At 67.1% G+C, this 23,598-nt stretch carries 28 protein-coding genes; 16 read left to right on the top strand and 12 right to left on the bottom strand.

Features of this window, described 5'->3' with window-relative positions; all coding sequences use genetic code 11:
- The first annotated feature begins 18 nt into the window (after positions 1–18).
- From hisB to OXQ33_RS09425, 8 genes are all read left to right on the top strand, one after another.
- Positions 19–606, top strand: a complete 588-nt coding sequence (gene hisB, locus OXQ33_RS09460) for an imidazoleglycerol-phosphate dehydratase HisB (protein ID WP_058752125.1) — start codon at positions 19–21, stop codon at positions 604–606.
- Positions 603–1,208: an imidazole glycerol phosphate synthase subunit HisH gene (hisH, locus tag OXQ33_RS09455; protein WP_267434435.1), complete on the top strand. Its 606-nt coding sequence runs from the start codon at positions 603–605 to the stop codon at positions 1,206–1,208. The genes hisB and hisH overlap by 4 nt, the downstream gene beginning before the upstream one ends.
- Positions 1,205–1,939 carry a 1-(5-phosphoribosyl)-5-[(5-phosphoribosylamino)methylideneamino]imidazole-4-carboxamide isomerase gene (gene hisA / locus OXQ33_RS09450; protein WP_267434434.1) on the top strand — a complete coding sequence of 245 codons (735 nt, stop codon included), beginning with the start codon at positions 1,205–1,207 and terminating at the stop codon, positions 1,937–1,939. Before hisH ends, hisA begins: the two co-directional genes overlap by 4 nt.
- Positions 1,936–2,697 carry an imidazole glycerol phosphate synthase subunit HisF gene (gene hisF, locus OXQ33_RS09445; RefSeq protein WP_267434433.1) on the top strand — a complete coding sequence of 254 codons (762 nt, stop codon included), beginning with the start codon at positions 1,936–1,938 and terminating at the stop codon, positions 2,695–2,697. Before hisA ends, hisF begins: the two co-directional genes overlap by 4 nt.
- Positions 2,698–3,085: 388 nt before the next feature.
- Complete coding sequence (locus OXQ33_RS09440) at positions 3,086–3,241, top strand: hypothetical protein (RefSeq protein WP_267434432.1); 156 nt, start codon at positions 3,086–3,088, stop codon at positions 3,239–3,241.
- Positions 3,242–3,272: 31 nt separating this feature from the next.
- The gene (locus OXQ33_RS09435) at positions 3,273–3,587 is read left to right on the top strand and encodes a phosphoribosyl-ATP diphosphatase (protein WP_267434431.1); all 315 of its coding nucleotides are present in this window, start codon (positions 3,273–3,275) and stop codon (positions 3,585–3,587) included.
- A 17-nt stretch (positions 3,588–3,604) separates the two neighbouring features.
- Positions 3,605–3,982, top strand: coding sequence for a histidine triad nucleotide-binding protein (locus tag OXQ33_RS09430; RefSeq protein WP_267434430.1), 378 nt, complete (start codon positions 3,605–3,607; stop codon positions 3,980–3,982).
- 323 nt (positions 3,983–4,305) lie between these two features.
- The gene (locus tag OXQ33_RS09425) at positions 4,306–5,844 is read left to right on the top strand and encodes an amino acid permease (RefSeq protein ID WP_267434429.1); all 1,539 of its coding nucleotides are present in this window, start codon (positions 4,306–4,308) and stop codon (positions 5,842–5,844) included.
- Between the two features lie 133 nt (positions 5,845–5,977).
- Here the strand turns inward: OXQ33_RS09425 and OXQ33_RS09420 are convergent, their stop codons facing one another.
- Positions 5,978–6,970: an adenosine kinase gene (locus OXQ33_RS09420; RefSeq protein ID WP_267434428.1), complete on the bottom strand. Its 993-nt coding sequence runs from the start codon at positions 6,968–6,970 to the stop codon at positions 5,978–5,980.
- 141 nt (positions 6,971–7,111) lie between these two features.
- Between OXQ33_RS09420 and OXQ33_RS09415 the strand changes: the two genes are divergently transcribed.
- The 3 genes from OXQ33_RS09415 (at position 7,112) to OXQ33_RS09405 (ending at position 8,649) form a co-directional block, all read left to right on the top strand.
- A complete protein-coding gene (locus tag OXQ33_RS09415) occupies positions 7,112–7,789 on the top strand; it encodes an EI24 domain-containing protein (protein WP_267434427.1) in 678 nt (225 codons plus the stop codon).
- Positions 7,786–8,166: a hypothetical protein gene (locus OXQ33_RS09410; RefSeq protein WP_267434426.1), complete on the top strand. Its 381-nt coding sequence runs from the start codon at positions 7,786–7,788 to the stop codon at positions 8,164–8,166. The genes OXQ33_RS09415 and OXQ33_RS09410 overlap by 4 nt, the downstream gene beginning before the upstream one ends.
- Before the next feature lie 246 nt (positions 8,167–8,412).
- Entirely contained in the window at positions 8,413–8,649 is a 237-nt protein-coding gene (locus OXQ33_RS09405; RefSeq protein ID WP_267434425.1) for a hypothetical protein, read from the top strand.
- Between the two features lie 111 nt (positions 8,650–8,760).
- On the opposite strand, the gene OXQ33_RS09400 is transcribed toward OXQ33_RS09405, so the two are convergent.
- On the bottom strand, positions 8,761–9,171 hold the full coding sequence (locus tag OXQ33_RS09400) for an HIRAN domain-containing protein (RefSeq protein ID WP_267434424.1): 411 nt from the start codon (positions 9,169–9,171) through the stop codon (positions 8,761–8,763).
- 99 nt (positions 9,172–9,270) lie between these two features.
- Here OXQ33_RS09400 and OXQ33_RS09395 point away from each other — a divergent pair, with 99 nt between their 5' ends.
- Together OXQ33_RS09395 and OXQ33_RS09390 are read left to right on the top strand one after the other, a co-directional pair.
- Positions 9,271–11,133 carry a M1 family metallopeptidase gene (locus tag OXQ33_RS09395; protein ID WP_267434423.1) on the top strand — a complete coding sequence of 621 codons (1,863 nt, stop codon included), beginning with the start codon at positions 9,271–9,273 and terminating at the stop codon, positions 11,131–11,133.
- Positions 11,134–11,339: 206 nt separating this feature from the next.
- Entirely contained in the window at positions 11,340–11,852 is a 513-nt protein-coding gene (locus OXQ33_RS09390; RefSeq protein WP_267434505.1) for a CHAP domain-containing protein, read from the top strand.
- Between the two features lie 212 nt (positions 11,853–12,064).
- Here OXQ33_RS09390 and msrB read toward each other — a convergent pair whose 3' ends face one another.
- From msrB to OXQ33_RS09375, 3 genes are all read right to left on the bottom strand, one after another.
- The gene (msrB, locus tag OXQ33_RS09385; RefSeq protein WP_267434422.1) at positions 12,065–12,559 is read right to left on the bottom strand and encodes a peptide-methionine (R)-S-oxide reductase MsrB; all 495 of its coding nucleotides are present in this window, start codon (positions 12,557–12,559) and stop codon (positions 12,065–12,067) included.
- Positions 12,560–12,638: 79 nt separating this feature from the next.
- On the bottom strand, positions 12,639–13,865 hold the full coding sequence (locus OXQ33_RS09380; RefSeq protein ID WP_267434421.1) for an ABC transporter permease: 1,227 nt from the start codon (positions 13,863–13,865) through the stop codon (positions 12,639–12,641).
- A complete protein-coding gene (locus OXQ33_RS09375) occupies positions 13,862–14,779 on the bottom strand; it encodes an ATP-binding cassette domain-containing protein (protein WP_267434420.1) in 918 nt (305 codons plus the stop codon). Before OXQ33_RS09375 ends, OXQ33_RS09380 begins: the two co-directional genes overlap by 4 nt.
- Positions 14,780–14,819: 40 nt before the next feature.
- Here OXQ33_RS09375 and queG point away from each other — a divergent pair, with 40 nt between their 5' ends.
- Positions 14,820–15,869, top strand: a complete 1,050-nt coding sequence (gene queG / locus OXQ33_RS09370) for a tRNA epoxyqueuosine(34) reductase QueG (protein WP_267434419.1) — start codon at positions 14,820–14,822, stop codon at positions 15,867–15,869.
- A 185-nt stretch (positions 15,870–16,054) separates the two neighbouring features.
- Here the strand turns inward: queG and era are convergent, their stop codons facing one another.
- On the bottom strand, positions 16,055–16,951 hold the full coding sequence (gene era / locus OXQ33_RS09365) for a GTPase Era (protein WP_058716522.1): 897 nt from the start codon (positions 16,949–16,951) through the stop codon (positions 16,055–16,057).
- Between the two features lie 137 nt (positions 16,952–17,088).
- Here era and OXQ33_RS09360 point away from each other — a divergent pair, with 137 nt between their 5' ends.
- Positions 17,089–17,304 carry a hypothetical protein gene (locus OXQ33_RS09360; protein ID WP_267434418.1) on the top strand — a complete coding sequence of 72 codons (216 nt, stop codon included), beginning with the start codon at positions 17,089–17,091 and terminating at the stop codon, positions 17,302–17,304.
- A gap of 159 nt (positions 17,305–17,463) precedes the next feature.
- On the opposite strand, the gene rnc is transcribed toward OXQ33_RS09360, so the two are convergent.
- From rnc to epsC, 5 genes are all read right to left on the bottom strand, one after another.
- Positions 17,464–18,099 carry a ribonuclease III gene (gene rnc / locus OXQ33_RS09355; protein WP_267434504.1) on the bottom strand — a complete coding sequence of 212 codons (636 nt, stop codon included), beginning with the start codon at positions 18,097–18,099 and terminating at the stop codon, positions 17,464–17,466.
- Positions 18,100–18,125: 26 nt separating this feature from the next.
- Positions 18,126–18,920, bottom strand: coding sequence for a signal peptidase I (gene lepB / locus OXQ33_RS09350; protein ID WP_267434417.1), 795 nt, complete (start codon positions 18,918–18,920; stop codon positions 18,126–18,128).
- Between the two features lie 288 nt (positions 18,921–19,208).
- Positions 19,209–20,054, bottom strand: a complete 846-nt coding sequence (locus OXQ33_RS09345; protein ID WP_267434416.1) for a fumarylacetoacetate hydrolase family protein — start codon at positions 20,052–20,054, stop codon at positions 19,209–19,211.
- Positions 20,055–20,174: 120 nt separating this feature from the next.
- Positions 20,175–20,915: a gamma-glutamyl-gamma-aminobutyrate hydrolase family protein gene (locus tag OXQ33_RS09340; RefSeq protein WP_267434415.1), complete on the bottom strand. Its 741-nt coding sequence runs from the start codon at positions 20,913–20,915 to the stop codon at positions 20,175–20,177.
- On the bottom strand, positions 20,912–21,886 hold the full coding sequence (gene epsC / locus OXQ33_RS09335; protein ID WP_267434414.1) for a serine O-acetyltransferase EpsC: 975 nt from the start codon (positions 21,884–21,886) through the stop codon (positions 20,912–20,914). Before epsC ends, OXQ33_RS09340 begins: the two co-directional genes overlap by 4 nt.
- A 208-nt stretch (positions 21,887–22,094) precedes the next feature.
- Here epsC and OXQ33_RS09330 point away from each other — a divergent pair, with 208 nt between their 5' ends.
- Complete coding sequence (locus tag OXQ33_RS09330) at positions 22,095–23,114, top strand: class 1 fructose-bisphosphatase (RefSeq protein WP_267434413.1); 1,020 nt, start codon at positions 22,095–22,097, stop codon at positions 23,112–23,114.
- 171 nt (positions 23,115–23,285) lie between these two features.
- Here the strand turns inward: OXQ33_RS09330 and OXQ33_RS09325 are convergent.
- Positions 23,286–23,598 (bottom strand): substrate-binding domain-containing protein (locus tag OXQ33_RS09325; protein ID WP_267434412.1); only part of this gene is annotated, 313 nt, incomplete at its 5' end.

Raw genomic sequence — 23,598 nt, 5'->3', positions numbered from 1 at the left:
GTGTTTAAGGGAGAGGCCATGCGCACCGCCACCGTCCACCGCGCCACCGCGGAAACCGTCATCGACGTCACCGTCAATCTCGACGGCACCGGCGTCTATCAGAACGCCACCGGCATCGGGTTTCTCGACCATATGCTCGACCAGCTGTCGCGGCATTCGCTGATCGACCTGTCGGTCAAGGTCCAGGGCGACCTGCATATCGACGGGCATCACACGACCGAGGACAGCGCGCTGGCGATCGGACAGGCCTTTGCCAAGGCGCTGGGGGACAAGCGCGGCATCTACCGTTACGGCGAGGCGCTGTCGCCGATGGACGAGGTGCTGACCCGCACCGCGCTCGACATTTCGGGCCGCCCCTGGCTGGTGTGGAAGGTGCCGTTCACCAATCCCATGCTGGGCACCCTCCAGACCGAGATGATCGAGCACTGGTTCCACAGCTTCGCGCAGGAAGCGGGCATCACGCTGCACGTCGAGCTGCTGCACGGCCACAACAACCATCACATCGCCGAGAGCATCTTCAAGGGCCTCGCCCGCGCGCTGCGCATGGCGGTGGAGATCGACCCGCGCAAGGCGGACGCCATCCCCTCGACCAAGGGCATGTTGTGACGCTGGCGCTGATCGACATCGAATCGGGCAATCTCCGCTCGGTCGAGAACGCGCTGCGCGCGGCGGGGGCGAGCGATGTCGTGATCACCGCCGACCCGGACGTGATCGCCAAGGCCGACCGGATCGTCTTGCCCGGCGTCGGCGCGTTCGGGGCGTGCGCGGCGAATTTGCGCGCGGTCGACGGGCTGGAGGAAGCGTTGCGCGATGCCGCCCTCACCCGCGCACGGCCCTTTCTGGGCATTTGCGTCGGCATGCAGCTTCTCGCCGATGGGAGCGATGAGATGGGCGAGCATCGGGGCTTGGGCTGGATTCCCGGCCGAGTCGCGCGGCTGACGCCCACCGATCCGATGGCCAAGGTGCCGCATATGGGCTGGAACGATGTGCAGCCCTTGGTCGACCATCCGCTGATCGTGCCGGGCGAGGCCTATTTCCTCCACAGCTACGCCTTTACCGGCGAACATGTGCTGGCGACCACCGACCATGACGGCCCGGTGACCGCCGCCATCGGCCGCGACACCGTGGTCGGCGCGCAATTCCATCCTGAGAAGAGCCAGCGCTACGGCCTCTCGTTCCTGACCCGTTTCCTGGAGTGGCATCCGTGAGCCTCATCGTCTTCCCCGCTATCGACCTGAAGGGCGGCCAGGTCGTCCGCCTGGCCGAGGGCGATATGGACCGCGCCACCGTCTATGGCGACGACCCCACGCATCAGGCGATGCTGTTCGCCGAGGCGGGGGCGCAGCATCTCCATGTCGTCGACCTGGACGGCGCGTTCGCGGGCGAGTCGGTCAATGGCGAAGCGGTGCAGGCGATCGTCAAAGCCTTTCCGGGTCACGTTCAGCTGGGCGGCGGCATCCGCAAGCCGGAGAATGTCGAGCGCTGGTTCGACCTGGGCGTGTCGCGCGTCGTGATCGGCACGGCGGCGCTGGAGAAGCCCGACTTCGTGCGCGACATGGCCAAGGCGTATCCCGGCGGCATCGTCGTTGCAGTCGACGCCAAGGACGGCATGGTCGCGACTCGCGGCTGGGCCGATGTGTCGGACGTGTCGGTCGAGGATCTGGCGCGGCGGTTCGAGGATGCGGGCGTTGCCGCGCTGCTGTTCACCGATGTCGGTCGCGACGGGATGCTGAAGGGCTGCAACGTGCCCGCGACGGTCGACCTCGCCCGCGCGGTGCGGATTCCGGTCATTGCCAGCGGCGGGGTCGCGGGGATCGGCGACATCCATATGCTGGCGCTCCATCATCAGGACGGGGTCGAGGGCGTGATCACCGGCCGCGCGCTTTATGACGGGCGGCTCGATCTGGCGGCGGCCTTGTCTGTGGCGGCCGCCGCATGACCGTCCGCGCGCGCGTCATCCCCTGCCTGGACGTCGCCAATGGGCGCGTGGTCAAGGGCGTCAACTTCGTCGACCTGATCGACGCGGGCGATCCGGTCGAACAGGCCCGCGCCTATGACGCGGCGGGAGCCGACGAACTCTGTTTCCTGGACATCACTGCCAGCCATGAGGCGCGCGGCACGATCCTGGACGTGGTGCGGCGGACGGCGGCGGTGTGCTTCATGCCGCTGACCGTGGGCGGCGGGGTGCGCACGGCGGAGGATGCGCGCGCGCTGCTGCTGGCGGGCGCGGACAAGGTGGCGGTCAACTCAGCCGCCGTCAGCCGCCCGGAGGTCGTCTCCGACATCGCCGAGCGATTCGGCAGCCAGTGCTGCGTCGCCAGTGTCGACGCGCGGCGGACGGCGGGTGGCTGGGAGGTGTTCACCCATGGCGGGCGGCGCGCGACCGGGATCGACGCGGTGGAACATGCGCTGCGCCTGGCCGAACTGGGTGCGGGGGAATTGCTCGTCACCTCGATGGATCGCGACGGGACGCGGGGCGGGTACGACCTCGACCTGATCCGCACCATCGCCGACCGGACCAGCGTGCCAGTGGTCGCGTCCGGCGGCGTCGGCGGCTTGGACGATCTGGTCGCGGGGGTGCGCGACGGTCATGCCTCGGCGGTGCTGGCGGCGTCGATCTTCCACTTCGGCGATGCGTCGATCGCGGATGCCCACCAGGCACTGGCGGCGGCGGGAGTGCCGGTTCGGACGCATTGATTTCCGCGCGGAGGCGCGGAGGCGCGGAGAGGTTGGTTTCGGGGCAAGTGTCCGGAAAATCCACGATGCGCTTTTGTCTCCCGATCGCGGGCTTCATCCCAACCTCCGTTCGCGCTGAGCGAAGTCGAAGCGCACGCCCTGCCTTCGGTTACGCGGATTCCCGTAGCCTTCGACTTCGCTCAGGCCGAACGGGGGTGAGGTTGTGGGGCGACGGCTCTCGATCGGCAGACCTTCCAATCCTCGCGAAGAGGGCAAAGCGTCACCACGAAACCAAACTCTCCGCGCCTCCGCCCCTCCGCGCGAACCAAAAACCTTCGCGTCTTCGCGTCTTCGCGTGAACCGCAATCCCCCCGATGACCGCCGCCGAACACGCTGCTAAACTCCCCCCATGCCCCTCTCCATCATGACCGCCGCCAACGGCCATAGCGATGTCATCAACGTCCGCACCCATCCCGAATGGTCGGACATCGCGCTGTTCGTCTTCGCCATTGGCGCGATCTGGTTCCTGCGCCGCGCCATGCGCCGCCGCAATCGCAAGGATTGACGCGGGCCGCTCCCCACGCCACCCAGCCGCCATGGACATGTTCGACCGCCTCGAAGCCACGATCCGCGCGCGCCGCGACGCAGGCGACCCCGCCGCCTCCTATGCCGCCAGCCTGTTCGCCAAGGGACGGCCCAAGATCGCCCAGAAGCTGGGCGAGGAAGCGGTCGAAACCGTCATCGCCGCCATGGCGCAGCCGGACAAGATCGTGTCCGAGGCCGCCGACCTGATGTTCCACCTGATCGTGTTGCTGACCGATGCCGGCCATTCGCTGGACGATGTCCGGGCCGAACTGGCGCGGCGCGAGGGCGTGTCGGGGCATGACGAAAAGGCCGCGCGGCCTCGCTGATTTTACGGAGAGTTTCGATGCCGATCGACGCCACCCTTCCCTATGACGACCAGAATATCTTCGCGAAGATCCTGCGCGACGAAATCCCGTCGAAGCGGGTGTATGAGGACGAGTGGGCGGTAGCCTTCCACGACATCGCGCCGCACGCGCCGACGCACATCCTGGTGATCCCGCGCGGGGCCTATGTCTCGTGGGACGATTTCTCGGCACGGGCCAGCGAGGCGGAGATCGCGGGCTTCGTCCGCGCGGTCGGCCATGTCGCGCGCGAGGCGGGCGCGGTCGAGCCGGGATATCGGCTGCTGGCGAATATCGGGCCGGATGCGGGACCGGAAGTGCCGCATCTCCATGTCCACATCCTGGCGGGCAAGCCCCTGGGCCCGATGCTGGCGCGCTGATCGAGACGCTTGGCACGCCCCTCCCGCAGGCGGGAGGGGATGGGGGGAGGGAAAGCCACGGGCAATAGGCTCTGTGAGACCCCCTGCCCTCCCCAAACCCCTCCCGCTTACGGGAGGGGCTTACCGCGATACGGAATGGCAATCCCGTTCCTCGGTGCTGACGGGAGAAGCGCGGTAATCACCGCCTTTCCCCTCCCCTGGGCGCATCCCCGGCGTCTTAGGGATTGCGCGCAATAAAATTGCAGCTAACCTTCCGGATCATTCACCAAACACCGGGGGCGTTCCAAATGGGACCGCCCTTCCCTTGGGGGGATTGGACATTCATGATTTTCGGGCGCGTTAAGCCTCTGGACGCCATTTTGGCGACCGCCGAGAAGAAGGGGCTGCAACGATCGCTAGGCGCGTTCCAGCTCACCATGCTGGGTATTGGCGCCGTCATCGGCACGGGCATCTTCGTTCTCACCTCCGAAGCCGCGCAAAAGGCGGGGCCGGGGATGATGCTGTCCTTCGTGATGGCGGGCTTCGTCTGCGCCGTGGCGGCGCTCTGCTATTCCGAGCTGGCCTCGATGGTGCCGGTCGCGGGATCGGCCTATACCTATACCTATGCGGTCATGGGCGAGTTGCTCGCCTGGATGGTCGGCTGGGCGCTGATCCTGGAATATGCGGTGGGTGCATCCGCCGTCGCGGTCGGCTGGTCCGGCTATGTCGTGGGGCAGATCCGCAATTTGCTGGGCATCGACATACCGATGGAGTGGGTCAACGGCCCGTCATCGGGCGGGTATATCAACCTGCCCGCCGTCGTCATCTCGCTGCTCGTCACCTGGCTGCTCGTCATCGGCACCACCGAGAGCGCGCGCTTCAACGCGATCCTCGTCGCGATCAAGGTCGCCGCGCTGACCCTGTTCATCGCCCTGTCGGTGCCGGTCATCAACGGCGCGCATTTCGAGCCGTTCATGCCCACCGGCCTGACCGGCGTCGCGGGAGCGGCGGCGTCGATCTTCTTCGCCTATGTCGGCTTCGACGCGGTGTCGACCGCCGCCGAGGAGACCAAGAACCCGCAGCGCAACGTGCCGATCGGCCTGATCGCCTCGCTGCTGTTCTGCACCCTCTTCTACCTGCTGGTATCGGCAGGCGCGATCGGCTCGCCCTTGGGGGCGCAGCCGGTGCGCGATGCGGCGGGCACCGTCCTGTCGCCGGGCACCTCGGAACTGGCCGCGCAGTGCAAGGCGATCGTCGCCAGCGGCGTGGCCGAGCCCCTGTCCTGCTCGCGCGAGGCGCTGGCGCATGTCCTGCGCACCATCGGCTGGGAAAAGATCGGCAACCTGATCGGCCTGGCCGCCACGCTGGCGCTGCCTTCGGTCGTCCTGATGATGATGTTCGGCCAGACCCGCGTGTTCTTCACCATGGCGCGTGACGGCCTGCTGCCCGAAAAGCTGGCCTCGGTGCATCCGCGCTATCACACGCCGCACGTCGTGACGATCGTGACCGGCATCGCCGCCACCATCGCCTCGGCCTTCCTGCCGGTCGGCAAGCTGGCGGACTATTCCAACTCGGGTACGCTGTTCGCCTTCTTCATGGTGGCGCTGTCGGTGATGGTACTGCGCAAGACCGACCCGACCCGCAAGCGTCCGTTCCGTACGCCCGCCGTATGGGTCGTCGCGCCGCTGGCCATGGTGGGTTGCGCCTATCTCTACTTCTCGCTGCCGCTGATCGCGATCCTGGTCCTGCCGGGCTGGGGCGCGGTGGGTCTGGCGATCTACTTCCTTTACAGCCGCAAGCGCAGCTATGTCGGGCGTGGCATCATCGACGTGGTCGAGGACCCCGCGATGCAGCCGGAAATCGCCAAGCCGATCGATCGCTGATCGGCTTTCGCCAAGGCATGAAAAAAGGGCCGGGGGAGCGATCCCCCGGCCCTTTTGCTTTGGGGCTTTTGCCCCTCCACCATCGCGTCGCGATGGTCCCCCTCCCCAAGCATAGCTTGGGGAGGATCGGGGTTCAGAGGCTAGCGGCCAGCGTCTTCAGGTCGACCTGGGGCCGTGCGCCGAAATGGCTGATGATCTCGGCCGCGCAGGCCGCGCCCAGGGTCAGCGAGGCCTTCAGGTCCTGGCCCTGCGTCTGGCCATAGAGGAAGCCCGCCGCGAACAGGTCGCCCGCGCCGGTCGTATCGACCACCTTGTCGACCGGATGGGCGGGCACCGTCACCCGCTCCTCACCGCGCTGCGCCAGCGCACCCTTTTCGGCGAGCGTCACGACCAAAGTCTCGACCTTGTCCTTCAGCGACGCGATCGCCGCTTCGACATCCGCCGTCTCGGTCAGCGCGACGATCTCGGTCTCGTTGGCGAAGATCACGTCGATCATGCCGCCGTCGATCAGCGCATGGAAATCGGCGCGGTGGCGGTCGATCACGAACTCGGCCGAGGCGGTGAAGGCGATCTTGCGGCCCGCCTCACGCGCGACCTGGATCGCGGCGCGCATCGCGGCGCGCGGCTCTTCCGGGTCCCAGAGATAGCCCTCGATATACAGATAGGCCGCATCGGCGATCAACGCACGGTCGAGCGCCTCGGCGGGCAGATAGTGCGACGCGCCCAGGAAGGTGTTCATCGTCCGCTGCCCATCGGGGCTGACGAAGATCATGCAGCGCGCGGTGGTCGGCAGGCCCGAACGCGCCGGGACGTCGAAGCGGACGCCCGCCGCGCGGATGTCGTGCGCGAAGACCTGGCCCAACTGGTCGTCGGCGACCTGGCCGATGAACGCGGTCTTGCCGCCCAGCGCCGCGATGCCCGCCAGCGTGTTCGCCGCCGATCCGCCCGAAATCTCGCGCCCCGGGCCCATCTTGGCATAGAGCGCATCGGCTTCCTCGGTCGAGAAGACCAACTGCATCGCGCCCTTGGTCATGCCCTGCTCGGCGATGAAATCATCCTCGGCAGAGGCGAGGATGTCGACGATGGCATTGCCGATCGCCACCACGTCGTAAGTGGGCTTGGTCAAGTAACGGACTCCGGAGATAAAGCAGTTGGATGGAGCCGCCCTAGTCAGGGCCTACCCCCCGCGCAAGCCACGGTGCCGCACTGGGGCGACCATCCCCGCGCCGCATTGACTTGAGGGCCCGCGCCGCGCCATCCCGGAGGCATGTTCCGCGCCTTCTTCCTGTCGCTGGCCCAATTGGGCGATCCGGCCATTCGCCGGGTGCTGGTCCGTTCGCTGGCGGTCACCTTCGCGCTGTTCGCCGCCGCCGGCGTGGCGATGTGGTGGGGCGTCCGGGCGGCCCTGACCGGGTGGCTGGGCGCGCAGGCGGGCGGATGGTCGGCGGCGCTGACCCTGGTGGTCGAGTTGCTGGCGCTATGGCTCGCCTTTCGCGCGGTCGCGGTGGCGGTCGTCGGTATCTTCGCCGACGACATCGTCGCGGCGGTGGAGGCCAGGCACTATCCCCAGGCGCTGGCAAGCGCGCGGCCGGTGGCGCTGGCGCGGGGCATGGCGATGGGCCTGGGATCGGCGCTCCGGGTGATCGCGGTCAACCTGCTGCTGCTGCCGCTTTACATCATCCTGCTCGCGACCGGCGTGGGGACGGCGGCGGCGTTCCTGCTGGTCAATGCCTGGCTGTTGTCGCGCGACCTGGGCGACATGGTGGCGGCGCGGCATATGGACGGCCCCGCCATGCGTCGCTGGCGCAAGGCGACCGGGCCTGCCCGCTTCCTGTTGGGACTTGCCGCCGCCGCCCTGTTCGTGGTTCCGGGACTGAACCTGCTCGCGCCCGTCCTGGGGGCGAGCATGGCGACCCATTTCTTTCACAAGAGACGACAGCCATGATCCGGTTCCCCGCGCCGCTGCTGCTCCCCCTGATCCTGCTGGCCGGCTGTACCGTGCCGCAAACCGCCGCCCCGGTTCGCAGCACCGGCATGGCCCCGGTGGCGGTGCCCTATACCAGCGTCGGGCTGGAACGCGTGCTGGGCCAGGATGCCGCCGGGCTGACCAAGCTGTTCGGCAATCCCGATGCCGATGTCCGCGAAGGAGCCGCCCGCAAATTGCAGTTCCAGGGCAGTTTCTGCGTGCTCGACGCCTATCTCTATCCCAAGGACGGGTCGGAGCCGCGCGTCACCTATCTCGACGCGCGCGAGCCCGATGGCAGCGCAATCGACCGGGCGAGTTGCGTCGCGGCGCTGACCCGGCGTGACGGCGGACGCTGATGCGGCCAGACCTTTGGATCGCCTTCGTCGCGGCGACCCTGGCGATCAGCGGACCGGCGATCCATCCATAATGAAACGATTTTTCCTGACACTATAGTTAACGGAAATTCATAGTTCAGAAATGTTCCGCGCAGTTGCAAAAAAATTGGTGCGGTGCAGGAACAAATTTACTGTGGCGCGCGTATGCGCTATCGGGACGATGAACACCACCGCGTCTTGGCGGTAGTTCGCCATGGGAGATTGAGTATGATGAAGTTCCTGTCTGCTGTTGCCGCCACCGCTCTGGTCGCTGCTCCGGTTGCTGCTGCTCCGACGAACCCGGCCGCCAGCCTGTCGGTTTCGAAGTCGGTCCGCGCGTCGGCTCCGACCGCCAAGAACAACAAGCTGGCCGGTGCGGGCATCCTGGCCGCGATCATCGCTGCTGGCGTCGTTGCCATCGGCGTTGTCGCGATCGTCAAGGACGACGACGCGGACAGCAACTGATCGTCGTGGGCGGGGGAAACCCTGCCCGGACCATTGGCGCATGGGCAACCATGCGGGGGGAGGGAGCCGGTTTCGGCTCCCTTTTTCGTTGGGCGATGACCGGAACGCGGATCACGCCCCCCATTCGGGACCGTCCGGATCGGGGTAGAAGCCATCGTCCCCCGACGACGCGACGGGATCGACCGGTTCGCGCTCCGGCGGCAAGGTGGGCGCACCGCCGCCGAAACGGACGCGGATATAGGCGACCGATCCCCTCAGCCCCTGATAGATGGCGCTCACCTCTTCCCCACGCCGCAATCGCGCCCCGATCAGCGGGGCCCGTTCGGCGGATAAATAGCCGAGCTGGACCTCGCGCTGGCTGAACACCGCCACGGCATGGGGGTCATGCCGGTTGCGCGGCTCGGGGCGCAGCGTCACCGGATCGCCGATCGCGGACGCCAGCCATTCGAAGCGCCGGTTGCTCCGCGCCTTGTCCTCATTGGGAAAGTCGATTCCCACCACCGCCAGCGTCATTTCGTCCATGCGCCCCAAGCTGGTGCGCCGAAGTCCGTCCGTCCAGAGCCCTAACAATCCCGGACAATCCGGCTATGGTGCAATCATCCTGTCCCATTCGGAGTGCCCATGTTCCTGGCCGCCCTGGCGATGCTGCTCGCCGTTCAATCCCCCGCCGCCGCCCCGCAGACCGCGCCCGTGCTGACCAGCGCGGACGCGCGCGACGTACACAGCTTCGCCCGCCCGCTGGAGGCGCGGGTCACCCATGTCTCGCTCAACCTCTATGCCGATTTCGACAGCCATGTGATGCGCGGGATCGCGACGCTGTCGGTCGACGCAAAGCCCGATGCCAAGACGCTGGTCGTCGACGACAACGGCCTGCGCATCGTCACCGTCACCGATGCGCAGAACCGCCCCCTGCCCTATAGCGTCGGCAAGGGCGATGCGGTGCACGGCGCGCCGCTGACCATCACCTTGAACGGGCAGCGCATTGTGCGGATCGCCTATGCCTCCGCGCCGGGCGCCAAGGCGCTGCAATGGCTGTCGCCCGAACAGACGGCGGGCAAGAAACACCCCTATCTGTTCAGCCAGGGCGAGGCGATCCTCAACCGCAGTTGGATCCCGACGCAGGATTCGCCGGGCATCCGCCAGACCTGGGACGCCACCGTCAATGCGCCCTGCGCGCTGACCGTGGTGATGAGCGGCGAGCGGGTCGCCAAATCCCCGTGCGAGGATGGCCGCCACACCGCCAGCTATCGCATGGACAAGCCGGTCGCCCCCTATCTGATCGCAATGGCGATCGGCGACCTGCAATTCCGCCCGCTCAGCCGCAACACCGGCATCTGGACCGAACCCGCGATGCTCGACAAATCGGCCTGGGAGTTCGCCGGGCTCGACAAGTTCGTGACGGCGGCGGAAGGGCTGTACGGCCCCTATCGCTGGGGCCGCTACGACGTGCTGGTCCTGCCGCCCAGCTTTCCGTTCGGGGGCATGGAAAACCCGATGTTGACCTTCGCGACACCGACCGTGCTGGCGGGCGACCGCAGCTTGGTCAGCCTGATCGCGCATGAGTTGGCGCATAGCTGGTCGGGCAATCTGGTGACCAACGCGACCTGGGACGATTTTTGGCTGAACGAAGGCTTCACCAGCTATTTCGAGAACCGGATCATGGAGTCGATGTACGGCAAGCGCCGCGCCGCGATGGAGGCGGACCTCGCCTGGACCGACATGCAGAACGCCGTGAAGGAAGCGGGCGGCCCCGCCTCGCCCGACACCAAGTTGCATCTCGATCTCGACGCGAAGCGCGACCCCGACGATGGCATGACCCAGATCGCCTATGACAAGGGCGCGACCTTCCTGCGCACCATCGAGTCGGTGGTCGGGCGGGCGCGCTGGGACGCCTATCTGCGCAGCTATTTCGATCGCCACGCCTTCCAGCCGCAGACCAGCGCGGGCTTCCTCGCCGATCTGAAGGCGAATCTGCTCAAGCCCGGTGAGGCCGAGAGGATCGGCGTCGATGCCTGGGTCTATCAGCCCGGCATTCCCGCCAATGCGGTCCATGTCCGCTCCGACGCCTTCCCCGCGATCGATGCGGCGGCGAAAGCCTTTGCGGCAGGCGGTCCGGTGGCGGCGCTGCCCGACAAGGTCACGACGCAGGAATATGTCCGCTTCCTCGACCAGTTACCGCGCCAGCTCTCCGCCGATCGGCTCGCCGCGCTGGATGGACGCTTCCACTGGAACGAGACGGGTAACAGCGAGATCCGCTTCGCCTGGCTGCGGCTGGCGCTCGCCAATCGTTATCCGCCCGCCGAGGCGTCCGCCGAGCAGTTCCTGACGTCGCAAGGCCGCCGCAAGTTCGTCGCACCGCTGTTCCAGCAGCTTCAGGGGCAGGGCGAATGGGGACAGGCGCTGGCCAAGCGAATCTATGACAAGGCGCGTCCCGGTTATCATTCGGTCACACAGGTTACCGTGGATCGCCTGCTCGGGCGATGAACCGAGTATCGTCGGCGGCGAAACGAGGAACGAAATTTTCGTTTCGCCGCCGGATTTTCAGGTCACCGCCGCCGAAACACCGTTCACCGGATATGGTTCCGGCCCGCCTTTCCAAGCCGTTTAGCCCCGGTTAATCGACACTCACACCGACATTCCGACCGGGGGGTCCTGTGAAGTTCAAGGCATTTGCAGTGCGATTCGCGCTGATGGCATCGTGCGGCCTGATGATGGCCACCCCTGCTGCCGCGCAGTTCTGGCAGTGTGCACCCTATGCCCGCGAGATTTCGGGCATCGATCTTCACGGCAACGCCAACACCTGGTGGGGCCAAGCCGAGGGCCGCTACGAGCGTGGCCACACCCCGCAGCCGGGCTCGGTCCTCGCCTTCGACGCCACCCGCCGGATGCGCGTCGGCCATGTCGCGATGGTCAGCAAGGTCGTCAGCGACCGCGAAGTCCTCCTCACCCACGCCAACTGGTCGCGCCGCGGCGGCATCGAGCGCGACGTCCGCGCGATCGACGTCTCGCCGAACAACGACTGGTCGATGGTCAAGGTGTGGTACGGCCCCAATGGCGATCTGGGCACCTCGGCCTACCCGACCAAGGGCTTCATCTATTCCGGCCACAAGAGCAACGTCGCCGACCTGCCCGCCACCCAGATCGCCTCGCGCACCGATGGCCGTGTCAGCGGCATCCTGACCTTCGCCGCTCCGGTCGAGTAAGTTTCCTGCTCCTGGGGGAGATGACCCCGCCCAGCCGCAAACGCGAAACATGCGCTTCGACTTCGCTCAGCGCGAACGGCTGTGGGTTTCGTATTTCGGCAAGGGGCCGGTTCAACAATCCTAACGCCCGTTCAGCCTGAGCGAAGTCGAAGCCTGTCCTGAGCATAGACGAAGGGGCCACGGGACCAGCCGCCCAAGCGGTACGCCGGTACTCACGCCGCCCGAAACGTCATCGCCACGCCGTTCATACAATAGCGCTTCCCCGTCGGCTTGGGCCCATCGTCGAAGACATGGCCGAGATGCCCGCCACAGCGGCTGCAATGCACCTCCACCCGCGCCATCATCAGCGACCGATCGCTGCGTGTCCCGACGGCTCGGGGCAAGGGCGCCCAGAAGCTCGGCCAGCCGGTGCCGCTCTCGAACTTGGTCTTGGATGAAAAGACCGGCTGCGCGCATCCCTTGCAGGCAAAGACGCCGCTGCGATGCTCGTCGTTGAGCGGACTGGAATAGGGACGCTCGGTCCCCTCCTGACGCAAGACGTTATAGGCCGCCGGGCCCAGCTTCTGCCGCCATGCCGCATCGCTCATCGCAACGGGAAAGCGCTCCGCCGCCTCGGCCTCCCGCCCGCAGGCGGACAGGCCCGCACCCAGGGCGCCAAGCCCCATCAGCGACAGAAAAGCGCGGCGATTGGAAGGAGATGCGGTCATAAACCCAAGATAGGAAGGCACCCCACTCGGGATAAGGACCTATCCTAAATCCTCCCCATCTCCGATGGGGGGGACTTGGTTACGCCCCCTTGCGCCGCCAGAAGGGCCGCACACTGCCCGACTGCAACACGCCCCGCCGGAACAACCGCGCGCCCATCGTCACGAAGATCGCCACCCACAGCGCCTGCCAGGCCAGCGCCACCGCATGCGGCCAGAGCGAGTCGCTCGCCGCCGCCATCCCCGCCATCGCGAAGGGCGAGGAAAGCGGGAACACCTCCGCGATCACCGCCAGCCAGCTATCGGGCTTGGACAGGCCGCTGAGCGTCAGGGTGAACATGCCCACCTGCACGATGGTGATCGGCAGTGACAGCATCTGAATCTCGCGCATGGTCGAGGCCTGCGCGCCGATCGTCAGGAACACCGATCCAAGCAGCAGATAGGCCATGGTGAAATAGGTCACGAACAACAGGATGAACATCGGCAGGCCGACCGCCGGGGACAGTTCGCCCACCATGCCGCTGAAGGCGGGCGGCAGCACGCTGGTCACCTGGCCCAGCACCGTGCCCCAGAAGCCGATGAACAGCACCGCCACCCCGAACATGCCCAGCAGCTTGCCCAGGAACACCGCCTCCAGGGGCACGGCGGCGGCCAGCACCTCGATCACCTTGTTCGACCGTTCCTCCGCCATGGTGCCGACGACCTGCCCCGCAAGGAACAGGGTCAGGAAGAAGACGCCGAACACCGCCAGGAAGGCGGTCTGGTTCTGCCCGCCCAGCGTCGCGCGCTGGCGACTGAACGGCACCTTGGTGGCGTCGACCCGGGGCAGTTCGCCGCCCAGCCGCTCGGCCGACAGCGCGCTGCTCGCCAGCACCGCCAGATAGTCCGCCGCCCGCGTGCCGCGCGGGCCATACAGGATCGTCGGCCGGTCGAGCGGACCATAGAGCACCGCCGTCGCGTCATAGTCGCCGGACTCGAACGCCTTGCGCGCCTGGGCCGCTGGCTCGCCCGAGGGGCTGAGGATCGCCAGCGCGGGCGGTTCTTCGTCGCGGCGGAAGACGATGCGCGCGCGCTTGTCCGCCTCGACAAAGGCGCCCGCCACCGCGTTCGGCACGATGGCGACGATGCGCACATGGTCGGCACCGTGATCCGCCGCCTGCGCCGCGCCCATCGCGCCGATGGTGCTGAACGCCACCATGATCAGCGGTGCGAACAGGAACAGCAGGAAGATCGGCGTGAAGACCGTTGCGACGAAATCGCGGCGGGCGATCGTCATGGTCTGGCGAAGCAATCGACGTGTCCGGCTCATGCCGCCTTCTCCTCAACCGGCTCGCCGACGATGCGGACAAAGGCCTCGTGCAGGCTGGGACGCTCGATCGAGAGGTTCATGATCCCCGCGCCCGCCGCCAGCAGCCGTCCCAGCACCGGCTCGATCCCCTCATCGGGCAGGACGAAGCGCCAATCCTCCCCTTCCCGCACCGCGTCGGCGGGAAGTAGGTCGGGGGACGCCCGCTCGGGGTCGCGCGGGCGATAGCGGACGCGCGAACGCAACGTGCCGCGTGCCTCGTCCACCGTCCCCTCGAACCGCCGCTGCCCGCCTGCAATGATGGCCAGGCGGTCGCACAGCCGCTCGGCATGAGCCATGACATGGGTGGAGAACAGGATGGTCGCGCCCCGGTCACGCTCTCCCAGAATCAGTGCCTCCAGCCGTTCCTGATTGACCGGATCGAGCCCCGAAAAGGGTTCGTCCAGCACGAGTAATTTGGGCCGGTGGACGACCGAGCCGAGCAACTGCACCAGTTGCGCCATGCCCTTGGACAATTTGCGAATCTTGGTGTCGGCGGCATGGCCCAGCCCGGCCTGGTCGAGCAGTTCGACCGCCCGCGCCCGCCCGGTCGCCCAGTCGAGCCCGCGCAGCGCCCCCATGAAGGCGATCGCCTCGCGCGCCTTCATAGCGGGGTAGAGCCCGCGCTCCTCGGGCAGATAGCCGACCAGATCGCTGGCCTCGCGCGGATGGTCATGGCCGAGCAGCGTGCGCCGGCCCTCGTCGGGCTCGATAATGCCCAACAGCATCCGCAGCGTCGTCGTCTTGCCCGCACCGTTGGGCCCCAGAACACCGTAAACCGCGCCGGTCGGAACCGCGATGTCGACGCCATCCACCACACGCCGGTCGCCAAATCGCTTGGCGAGGCCCGAGGCGCTGACCGCCCACTGATTATCCACGCAACTGTTCCTCCCTGAGCGGCTGTGGTAGCGGGCGGACGTGGCGCAAGACAAGCTGGAAACCCGGATCAAGGCGAAGGCGGCGGAACTGGGCTTCGCCGCGATCGGCATCACCCATGCCGAGGCCGCGCCGAAGACGGTCGAGCGATTGCACCAATGGCTGGCCGAGGGACGGCACGGATCGATGATCTGGATGGCCGACCGTGCGCACCAGCGCCAAAGCCCCGCCAGCCTGTGGCCCGAGGTGAAGAGCATCCTCTCGCTGGGCGTCAGCTATGCCCCCGCCGAGGACCCGATGCGGCTGGCGAACCGGGTGCGGATCGGGCGCATCTCGGTCTATGCGCAAGGGGCGGATTATCACGATGTGGTGAAGCGCCAGTTGAAGGCGCTGGGCCGCTGGCTGGCGCAGGAGGCGGGTTGCGACCTGAAGGTCTTCGTCGACACCGCGCCGGTGATGGAAAAGCCGCTGGCCGAAGCCGCGGGGCTCGGTTGGCAGGGCAAGCACACCAATCTGGTCAGCCGCGATCATGGTAGCTGGCTGTTCCTGGGGGCGATCTACACCACGCTGGAACTGGAGCCCGATGCGGTTGCGCGCGACACGTGCGGGCGGTGCGATGCGTGCCAGCGGGCCTGCCCGACCGATGCGTTTCCCGCGCCTTATCAACTGGATGCGCGGCGCTGTATCTCCTACCTCACCATCGAACATGCGGGGCCGATCCCGGAAGAGTTCCGGGTCGCGATCGGCAATCGCATCTATGGCTGCGACGACTGTCTGGCGGTGTGCCCCTGGAACAAGTTCGCCGCCGCCGCGCAGGCGAACATGGCGTTCCATCCGCGCGCGGAGCTGACCGCGCCGGAGTTGGGGGATTTGCTGTCGCTGGACGATGCCGGGTTCCGGCAGGTGTTCTCAGGCTCGCCGATCAAGCGGATCGGGCGCAACCGGATGGTCCGCAACGCGGCGATCGCAGCGGGGAATAGCGGGGCGGCGGAGTTGGTGCCGGTGCTGCGGGGGCTGCTGGGGGACGATGATCCGGTGGTGGTGGAGGCGGCGGAGTGGGCTTTGGGGCGGCTGAGCGAGCCGGTCGCCTAGCCCCTCTGCCCTCCCCCATCCCCTCCCGCCTGCGGGAGGGGCGTGCCAAGCGGGACCGGTCAGCGCATCAACAAGCGATCGGCTTGTTGCTAACGCACGACATCAGCCAAGCAACGCACCCCTCCCGCAAGCGGGAGGGGATGGGGGAGGGCTCCGGTGTCTCACCGAGCCCCCACCCCAAGAAATCAATCCACCCAATCCAACCCGATATCCTTGTAAACCGACCTATCCTCGTCCCAGCCCGGTTTCACCTTCACGTGCAGGTACAAATGCACCTTGTGCCCCAGGATCCGCGACAGTTCCTCACGCGCCTTGGCCCCGATCTCCTTGATCCGCACGCCATTCTTGCCCAGCACGATGGCGCGCTGGGTCGGGCGTTCGACCAGGATCTGCTGGTGGATCTCGACCGATCCGTCCTCGCGCTCCTTATAGGCCTCGGTCTCGACCGCGCTGGCATAGGGCAGTTCGGCGTGGAGCTGGAGGTAGATCTGCTCGCGCGTCACTTCGGCCGCCAGCGCGCGCTCGGTCGCGTCGGAGACCTGGTCCTCGGGATAATGCCACGGCCCCTCGGGCATCAGCTTGGCGAAATGCGCCTTGAGTTCGGGCAGGCCATCACCGGTCTGGGCGGAGACGAACCAGATTTCGTCGAAGGGCACGACCGCGTTCAGCTTTTCGGCATGGCCCAGCAGCCGCGCCTTGTCGGCGATGTCGACCTTGTTGAGGATCAGGTGCTTGGGCTCGGGCCGGTGCGCGATCGACTCGGCGATGGCGGTGACCTTGGGGCCGATGCCGCCCTTCCCGTCGACGACCAGCGCCAGGATGTCGGCGCCCTCCGCCCCTTCCCAGGCGGCGGCGACCATCGCCCGGTCCAGGCGGCGCTTGGGCTCGAAGATGCCGGGCGTATCGACCAGCAGGATCTGCGCATCCCCCTCGATCGCGACGCCGAGCAGCTTGGCGCGGGTCGTCTGCGCCTTGGGGCTGACGATGGCGACCTTCTGGCCGACCAGCGCATTGACGAGGGTGGATTTGCCGGCATTGGGCGCGCCGACGACGGCGACGAGGCCGCAACGTTGTTCAGTCATGGCTGCCAGCGGTACAGGCCAAGCCCCCTTCCCGGCAAGGGAAAGCCCGCATGGACGCGATGTAATGGGGCCATCACGGAACGGCCACGGCGAAGCGCGCATTTTTCTCCCATGATTTCAGAGCAAGGAGAGACGTTATGAAGACCCTTCTCACCGCCTTGTCGGCCGCCGCGCTGCTGACCGTCGCGGGCCCCGCCTCGGCCAAGGGTTGCCTGAAGGGCGCGGCGGTCGGCGGAGTCGGTGGGCATTTCGTCGGCAAGGGCCATGCCGTGCTGGGCGCCGCGGCGGGCTGCGCGATCGGGCATCACCGGGCGAAGGTTCAGGCGAAGAAGGACGCGGCGGCCAAGCACTGAGGCGCGGGAATCGGCTTGAGCGGGGTTTAGGGCTTCCCGTGGCCTTCGACTTCGCTCAGGCTGAACGGAGGTTGGGAATGGACCTCCCGTACAAAAGCCGTTCAGGCTGAGCGAAGTCGAAGCCCGTCCTGAGCGAAGTCGAAGGGTCCAAGGGAACCCTCACTCCTTCAACTTCGCCAGCAACGCCTTCGCCGCAGCGGTTTCCGCCTCCTGCTTGTTCGCCCCAGTAGCCGTCGCCTCGCCCGACCGGTTGATCCGCACCGTCACGGTGAAGCGCGGCGCATGATGCGGGCCCGAGCGGTCCGTCACCACATATTCCGGCGCCTTGCGGTTATGCGCGGCGGCCCATTCCTGAAGCGCCGACTTGGGATGCTGGGGCGCCTTGCCCTGCGAATGGACCCGGTCGCCCCAGGCCTTGCGGACGAACGCGCGCGCCGCCTCCAGCCCCGCCTCGCGATACCAGGCGCCGATCAGCGCCTCCATCACGTCGCCCAGCACATTGTCGCTGTCCGATGCGCCGTCATCGCGCGCCTGCTTGCCCAGCCGCAGATGATCGCGAACGCCCAGGTCGCGCGCGACATCGGCACAGACCGCGCCCGTCACCAACGTATTCAAACGACGCGACAATTGCCCCTCGGGCTCGTTCGGGAACTGCTCCCACAGCCATTCGGCCATGATGAGGCCCAGCACCCGGTCGCCCAGAAACTCCAGCCGCTCGTAATTCTCCGCCGCCTGGCTGCCATGGGTCAGCGCGCGCTGGAAGGGCGCGACATCGGCGGGCGCGCGACCGAACATTTCGGCCAGCCAAGGCTCAAGCGCGCTCAAAACCCTTCTCCGATCCGGTTCCAGCGGGCCGCCGTCACCCAGGTCCAGGGCTTGATCCACTCCGCCGAGCCGTCGGTCGAGAAGAAGGTCACCGCCGCGCGGCCCTCCAGCCGGTTCATCGGGATATAGCCCATGCCCATGGGCGGCGCGAAACGGCTGTCCGCCGAATCGTCGCGATTGTCGCCCATCAGGAAGACATTGTCCGCCGGAACGGTGTAGACCACCGTGTCGTCGCGATCGGGCAGATTGCCCTGGTCGAGCACCTCATAGCTCTTGCCGTTGGGCAGCGTCTCGCGGAAGCGGGGGTATCGGCAGACGGGTTTCCCTGCGACCGTGTCGAGGAAGGGGCCGCATTTGTCGGCATCGAAATTGGGCGTCAGCGGCAGGACGAAATCGGCGATCCGCTGCTTGGGGATCGGGCGACCGTTCAGGATGACCTGGCCGTTCGTCACCTGGATCGTGTCGCCCGGCAGGCCGATCACCCGCTTGATGACGTCATGATCGTCGGGCCCCGGCGAGCGGAACACCACCACATCGCCGCGCGCAGGCGCACGGGCCAGGATATGGCCGGGCAGCAACGGCAGGCCGAAGGGCAGCGACCAGCGTGAATAGCCGTAATTCCACTTGGTCACGAACAGATAGTCGCCGATCAGCAGACGCGGCAGCATCGACTCCGACGGGATGACGAACGACGTCACGATGAAGCTGCGCAGGATGAAGACGAACAGCGCCAGCTTCAGGAAGAAGCGCAGCGTGTCCTTCGCCTCCGATTTTTGAGGTGTATCGGCCATGGCCAGCGGGTTCGCGCAACCCGCTGGTTCCGTCAAGCGGGCATGGCTCTTTCCGGCCTTGGCCGTGACGGGCAAGACCGGTCGGCATTCATCCCATTCCTCCCCTTGCAGGGGAGATGGCAGGCCGTCAGGCCTGACGAAGAGGTGTCGCCCTCTCGATAGGGGGACACCCCTCACCATGCTGCGCATGGTCCCCCTCCCCTTACAGGGGAGGAATGATGAACCTTCCGGTTGAAGGCCGACCCTACCTTCCCCTGCCCCGGGGAAAGGGAAACGCACGCCGTCGTGTCAGGCCGCCGCGACGAAGCGCTGGGTCTGTTCGCCCAAGCCCTCGATGCCCAGCCGTACCGTCTGTCCCGGACGCAGATAGGTTTGCGGCTTCTGGCCCATGCCGACGCCCTTGGGCGTGCCGGTCGAGATGATGTCGCCCGGCTCCAGCGTGCAGAACTGGCTGAGATAGGAGACGATCTCGGCAACGGTGAAGATCATGTCGCTGGTGTTGCCGTCCTGATAGCGGTGGCCGTCGACCTCCAGCCACAGATGCAGGGCCTGCGGATCGGCGACCTCGTCCGCCGTCACCAGCCACGGGCCGGTCGGGCCGAAGGTGTCGCAGCCCTTGCCCTTGTCCCAGGTGCCGCCGCGCTCCAACTGATAGGCACGTTCGCTGACATCGTTGATGACGCAATAGCCCGCGACATGGTCCAGTGCCGAGGCCTGGTCGACATAGCGCGCGCGGGTGCCGATCACGACGCCGAGTTCGACTTCCCAATCGGTCTTTTCCGAGCCGCGCGGGATTTCGACATCGTCGTTCGGGCCGACGACCGCGCTGGACCATTTCCCGAACACCACCGGCTCGGCCGGGATCGGCAGATTGCTCTCGGCGGCATGAAGGCGATAATTAAGGCCGATGCAGATGAACTTGCCCGGCCGTGCCACGCACGAACCCAGGCGCGGTTCGCCCTCGACCAGCGGCAGCGAGGCGGGGTCGAGCGCGGCGATCTCGGCAAGGCCGGCGGGGCTCAGCCGTTCGGCGGCCAGATCGCCCAGTGCCTCCGGCAACGCACGGATGCGACCATCGGCATCCAGAAGTCCCGCGCGTTCCCGTCCCGGTTCACCATAACGCAGCAGCTTCATCGATCGGGCTCCTTCTCCAACGGGTCGCCTCACGCGCCCTTCCCTCGCTCCGCCCTCCTTACCGATGGCCGCCGCGCGATTCCACTTGCAAATATGATAGTGCGTTTTTCCCGATGAGGATCAGGCGCGGCCCTGCATGGATTCGCCCAGCAAGGTGAAGAAGCTGTGCGCGACGCTGCACTGCGCGCCGTCCCATTCGGGATGCCACTGCACCGCCAGCACATCCGCGCCGCAGCCGGGCGCGCGAAACGCCTCAATCAGCCCGTCCTCGCTGTCGCGCGCCTCGACCACCAGGCCATAGCCCAGCCGGTCGACGCCCTGCTGGTGTACCGAATTGACCTCCAGCCGCCGATGCCCACTGCGCCCCGCCAGCACGCCGCCCGCCGCCAGATCGACGGGGTGATGATGGCCGAACAGCGCCTCGTAATCCTCGTCCCACGATCCGCGATGGTGGCGCGGCAGGCCGCCCAGACAGGTCAGCGTGCCGCCGAACAACACGTTGATCTCCTGCATTCCCCGGCAGATGCCATAGACGGGCTTGCCCCGTTCTATCATCCGCCCGGCCAGCGACAGCGCGACGCTGTCCCGCTCCGGATCGCAGAGATGACGGGCGAGATGGCCGCGATCCTCATATTGTGCGGGCTCGACATGCGATCGCCCGCCGGTCAGCAACAGGCCGTCGAGCATGTCCGCCATCGCCGCCGGATCGACCGCCTCGCGCACGGCGGGGACCATCACCACGCTCGCCCCGCACAGCCGCACCACCGGCTCGATGAAGCGGGTCGCTACCGCCTGGATGGGGCGACCGGCGACCTCGTTCCCGCACATCAGTCCGACGATGGGCTTGCGTGTTCGCGTCATGCCGTCCCCTCCAGCTCCTGTCGCAGCGCGCGCCCCTCCGCCCGCTGCAAGGCCCGCGCCTCGGGCTGGACCAAGACGCTGTCCGGCGCGACGTCGCTCAGCAGCCAGACATTGCCCCCGATCACCGAGCGCGCGCCGATCGTAACCCGACCGAGCACGGTTGCGCCAGCATAGATGATGACGTCGTCCTCGACGATCGGATGCCGGGCGAAGCGGTCGCGCGGCGAACGCGGCGCGGTGCCCAGCGCCGATCGCGCGCCCAGCGTCACATGCTGATAGACGCGCACCCGCTCGCCCACGATCGCCGTTTCGCCGATGACGACGCCGGTGCCATGGTCGATGAAGAAATGCCGCCCGATGGTCGCGGCCGGGTGGATGTCGATCCCAGTCCGCTCATTGGCAAGTTCGGAGATCATCCGCGCGACGATCGGCGCGCCCAGCCCGTTCAGCTCATGCGCGATCCGGTGATGCAGACTGGCGACGGCACCCGGATAGCAGAGCAATATCTCATCGACGCTGCGCGCCGCCGGATCGGCCAGGAACGCCGCCTCGACATCGCTGTCGATCATCTCGCGCACATGCGGCAGGGTCGCGCCGAACAGCCGGGCGATCAGCGCCGCCTGTTCGGGCGGGAAGGCCGTATCGGCATCCTTCTGCCAATAAGCGAGTTCGGCCCCGACCTCCCGCTCCAGCGCGGTCAGCGCGGCGAGCAGCTTGGCGGCGACGAACCGGTCCTCCTCGACGGGCGTTCCCCGGAAATGGCCCAGACGGCGCGGATAGAGTGCGGCGCCGACCAGCGCGACGACATCCTCCACCCCGGCGCGCGAGGGGAAACGCTCCACATCACGCCCCGCATCCTGCCGCTGACGCCAGCCATGCCGGGCGAGGCGCAGCGCGGAGACGATGCCGTCGATCCCGGTGGCGGCATCTTCCCCGTGGCGGGGGGCGGCGGTCAGCTTGCTGGTCGTCATCACGATCCTCCGACCCTGATCATATCCCACTTGGCAAATGGGATATAACAGAAATGCTTCGTCCCTATAAAGCACGCGCTTGTCTTAACCTGCGGTTGCGGATGCGCCGGGGCTTGGGCATGGAGGCGCGTGCCACATGGCTCGGCCAGGCGGGACGGGAGCCCGCACGGTCGATCGTCCCCATCCCTGTCCCCGGAGCCGTGCGACGATGACCACCCCGCGCCAGACGACGCTGACCCGTTTCCTGATCGAGCAGCAACGCCGATCGCCGGAAACCTGCCCGCCCGAACTCCGCCTGCTGATCGAGACGGTCGCGCGGGCGTGCAAGGCGGTAAACCAGGCGATTTCCAAGGGTGCGCTGGGCGATGTGCTGGGCTCGCTGGGCAGCGAGAATGTGCAGGGCGAGGTCCAGAAGAAGCTGGACGTGATCGCCAACGACCTGCTGCTCGACGCCAATGAATGGGGCGGGCACCTCGCCGCGATGGCGTCGGAGGAGATGGAGACGATCCATCGCATCCCCAACCGCTATCCCAAGGGCGAGTATCTGCTGCTGTTCGATCCCATCGACGGGTCGAGCAATGTCGATGTCGACCTGTCGGTCGGCACCATCTTCTCGGTCCTGCGCGCGCCCGAGGATTGCGCAGGGCGCGAGGTGACCGAGGCGGACTTCCTGCAACCCGGCCGCGCGCAGGTGGCGGCGGGCTATGCGATCTACGGGCCGCAGACGCTGTTGGTGCTGACCGTCGGCGAGGGGGTGTATGAATTCACCCTCGACCGCGAACTGGGATCGTGGCGGCTGACCGATGGGCCGATGCGCATTCCGGCGGGAACGCGCGAATTCGCGATCAACATGGCCCGCCGCCGCCAATGGTCGCCCGGCATCGCCCGCTATATCGAGGAGCGCATCCTGGGCAGCGAAGGGCCGTGCGGCGTCGACTATAATATGCGCTGGACCGCCTCGATGGTTGCGGACATCCACCGCATCCTGAAGCGCGGCGGCGTGTTCCTCTATCCCGGCGACCACCGCCAGCCGGGCAAGGCCAAGCTGCGGCTGTTGTACGAAGCGAACCCGATGAGCTTCCTGATCGAACAGGCGGGCGGCGCGTCGATCGACGGCGCGATCCCGATCATGGATGTCGAGGCGATCGGCCTGCACCAGCGGGTCGGTGTGGTGCTGGGCGATCCGGAGGAAGTGGCGCTGGTGGCGGAGTATGGCCGGACGGGGTGATAGGGGAGTGATGTCCCCGCCCTCTCGATGCTTTTCTGGGGGGCGGGGATTTGCGGCGATGTTGGCGCGTGCACTTCGACTTCGCTCAGTGCGAACGGGCTGGATGGCTTGAACCCCAATCCCAACCTCCGTTCAGCCTGAGCGAAGTCGAAGGCCACGGGATTCACGAAACTACCCCCGCCCCACCGACTCCCGCGTGACCAGCTCAAATTCCACCACCCGGTCCTCCACCTGCCGCGACCGGAGCGAGGCCAAGACCTGCTCGACCGCGCGGAACGCCATGTCGCCGACCGGCTGGCGGATCACCGTCAGCGGCGGCCAGAGCCGCGCCGCGATCGCGGTATCGTCGAACCCCGTCACCGTCAGATCGCCCGGCAGGCGCAGTCCCATGCGGTGCGCCTCGCCGATCAGCCCGGCGGCCATGTCGTCGCTGCTGCACAGGATCGCACTCGGCCGGTCGGGGAGCTGTCTCTTATACACATCT

Source organism: Sphingomonas sp. GM_Shp_1 (genome assembly GCF_026540895.1).
Classification (GTDB): Bacteria; Pseudomonadota; Alphaproteobacteria; order Sphingomonadales; family Sphingomonadaceae; genus Sphingomonas.
This window is presented reverse-complemented; position numbering and strand designations above follow the sequence as displayed.

Bases quoted from the DNA above. Each gene is read 5' to 3' on its own strand.
- OXQ33_RS09400 (WP_267434424.1), bottom strand. From the start codon at position 9,171: ATGGACGAAATGACGCTGGCGGTGGTGGGAATCGACTTTCCCAATGAG.
- hisF (WP_267434433.1), top strand. From the start codon at position 1,936: ATGACCGTCCGCGCGCGCGTCATCCCCTGCCTGGACGTCGCCAATGGG.
- OXQ33_RS09435 (WP_267434431.1), top strand. From the start codon at position 3,273: ATGGACATGTTCGACCGCCTCGAAGCCACGATCCGCGCGCGCCGCGAC.
- OXQ33_RS09395 (WP_267434423.1), top strand. From the start codon at position 9,271: ATGTTCCTGGCCGCCCTGGCGATGCTGCTCGCCGTTCAATCCCCCGCC.
- OXQ33_RS09360 (WP_267434418.1), top strand. From the start codon at position 17,089: ATGAAGACCCTTCTCACCGCCTTGTCGGCCGCCGCGCTGCTGACCGTC.
- epsC (WP_267434414.1), bottom strand. From the start codon at position 21,886: ATGACGACCAGCAAGCTGACCGCCGCCCCCCGCCACGGGGAAGATGCC.
- lepB (WP_267434417.1), bottom strand. From the start codon at position 18,920: ATGGCCGATACACCTCAAAAATCGGAGGCGAAGGACACGCTGCGCTTC.
- hisB (WP_058752125.1), top strand. From the start codon at position 19: ATGCGCACCGCCACCGTCCACCGCGCCACCGCGGAAACCGTCATCGAC.
- OXQ33_RS09340 (WP_267434415.1), bottom strand. From the start codon at position 20,915: ATGACGCGAACACGCAAGCCCATCGTCGGACTGATGTGCGGGAACGAG.
- rnc (WP_267434504.1), bottom strand. From the start codon at position 18,099: ATGTTCGGTCGCGCGCCCGCCGATGTCGCGCCCTTCCAGCGCGCGCTG.
- OXQ33_RS09425 (WP_267434429.1), top strand. From the start codon at position 4,306: ATGATTTTCGGGCGCGTTAAGCCTCTGGACGCCATTTTGGCGACCGCC.
- OXQ33_RS09330 (WP_267434413.1), top strand. From the start codon at position 22,095: ATGACCACCCCGCGCCAGACGACGCTGACCCGTTTCCTGATCGAGCAG.
- msrB (WP_267434422.1), bottom strand. From the start codon at position 12,559: ATGACCGCATCTCCTTCCAATCGCCGCGCTTTTCTGTCGCTGATGGGG.
- OXQ33_RS09380 (WP_267434421.1), bottom strand. From the start codon at position 13,865: ATGAGCCGGACACGTCGATTGCTTCGCCAGACCATGACGATCGCCCGC.
- OXQ33_RS09415 (WP_267434427.1), top strand. From the start codon at position 7,112: ATGTTCCGCGCCTTCTTCCTGTCGCTGGCCCAATTGGGCGATCCGGCC.
- OXQ33_RS09440 (WP_267434432.1), top strand. From the start codon at position 3,086: ATGCCCCTCTCCATCATGACCGCCGCCAACGGCCATAGCGATGTCATC.
- OXQ33_RS09410 (WP_267434426.1), top strand. From the start codon at position 7,786: ATGATCCGGTTCCCCGCGCCGCTGCTGCTCCCCCTGATCCTGCTGGCC.
- OXQ33_RS09345 (WP_267434416.1), bottom strand. From the start codon at position 20,054: ATGAAGCTGCTGCGTTATGGTGAACCGGGACGGGAACGCGCGGGACTT.
- OXQ33_RS09405 (WP_267434425.1), top strand. From the start codon at position 8,413: ATGATGAAGTTCCTGTCTGCTGTTGCCGCCACCGCTCTGGTCGCTGCT.
- OXQ33_RS09390 (WP_267434505.1), top strand. From the start codon at position 11,340: ATGGCATCGTGCGGCCTGATGATGGCCACCCCTGCTGCCGCGCAGTTC.
- OXQ33_RS09430 (WP_267434430.1), top strand. From the start codon at position 3,605: ATGCCGATCGACGCCACCCTTCCCTATGACGACCAGAATATCTTCGCG.
- era (WP_058716522.1), bottom strand. From the start codon at position 16,951: ATGACTGAACAACGTTGCGGCCTCGTCGCCGTCGTCGGCGCGCCCAAT.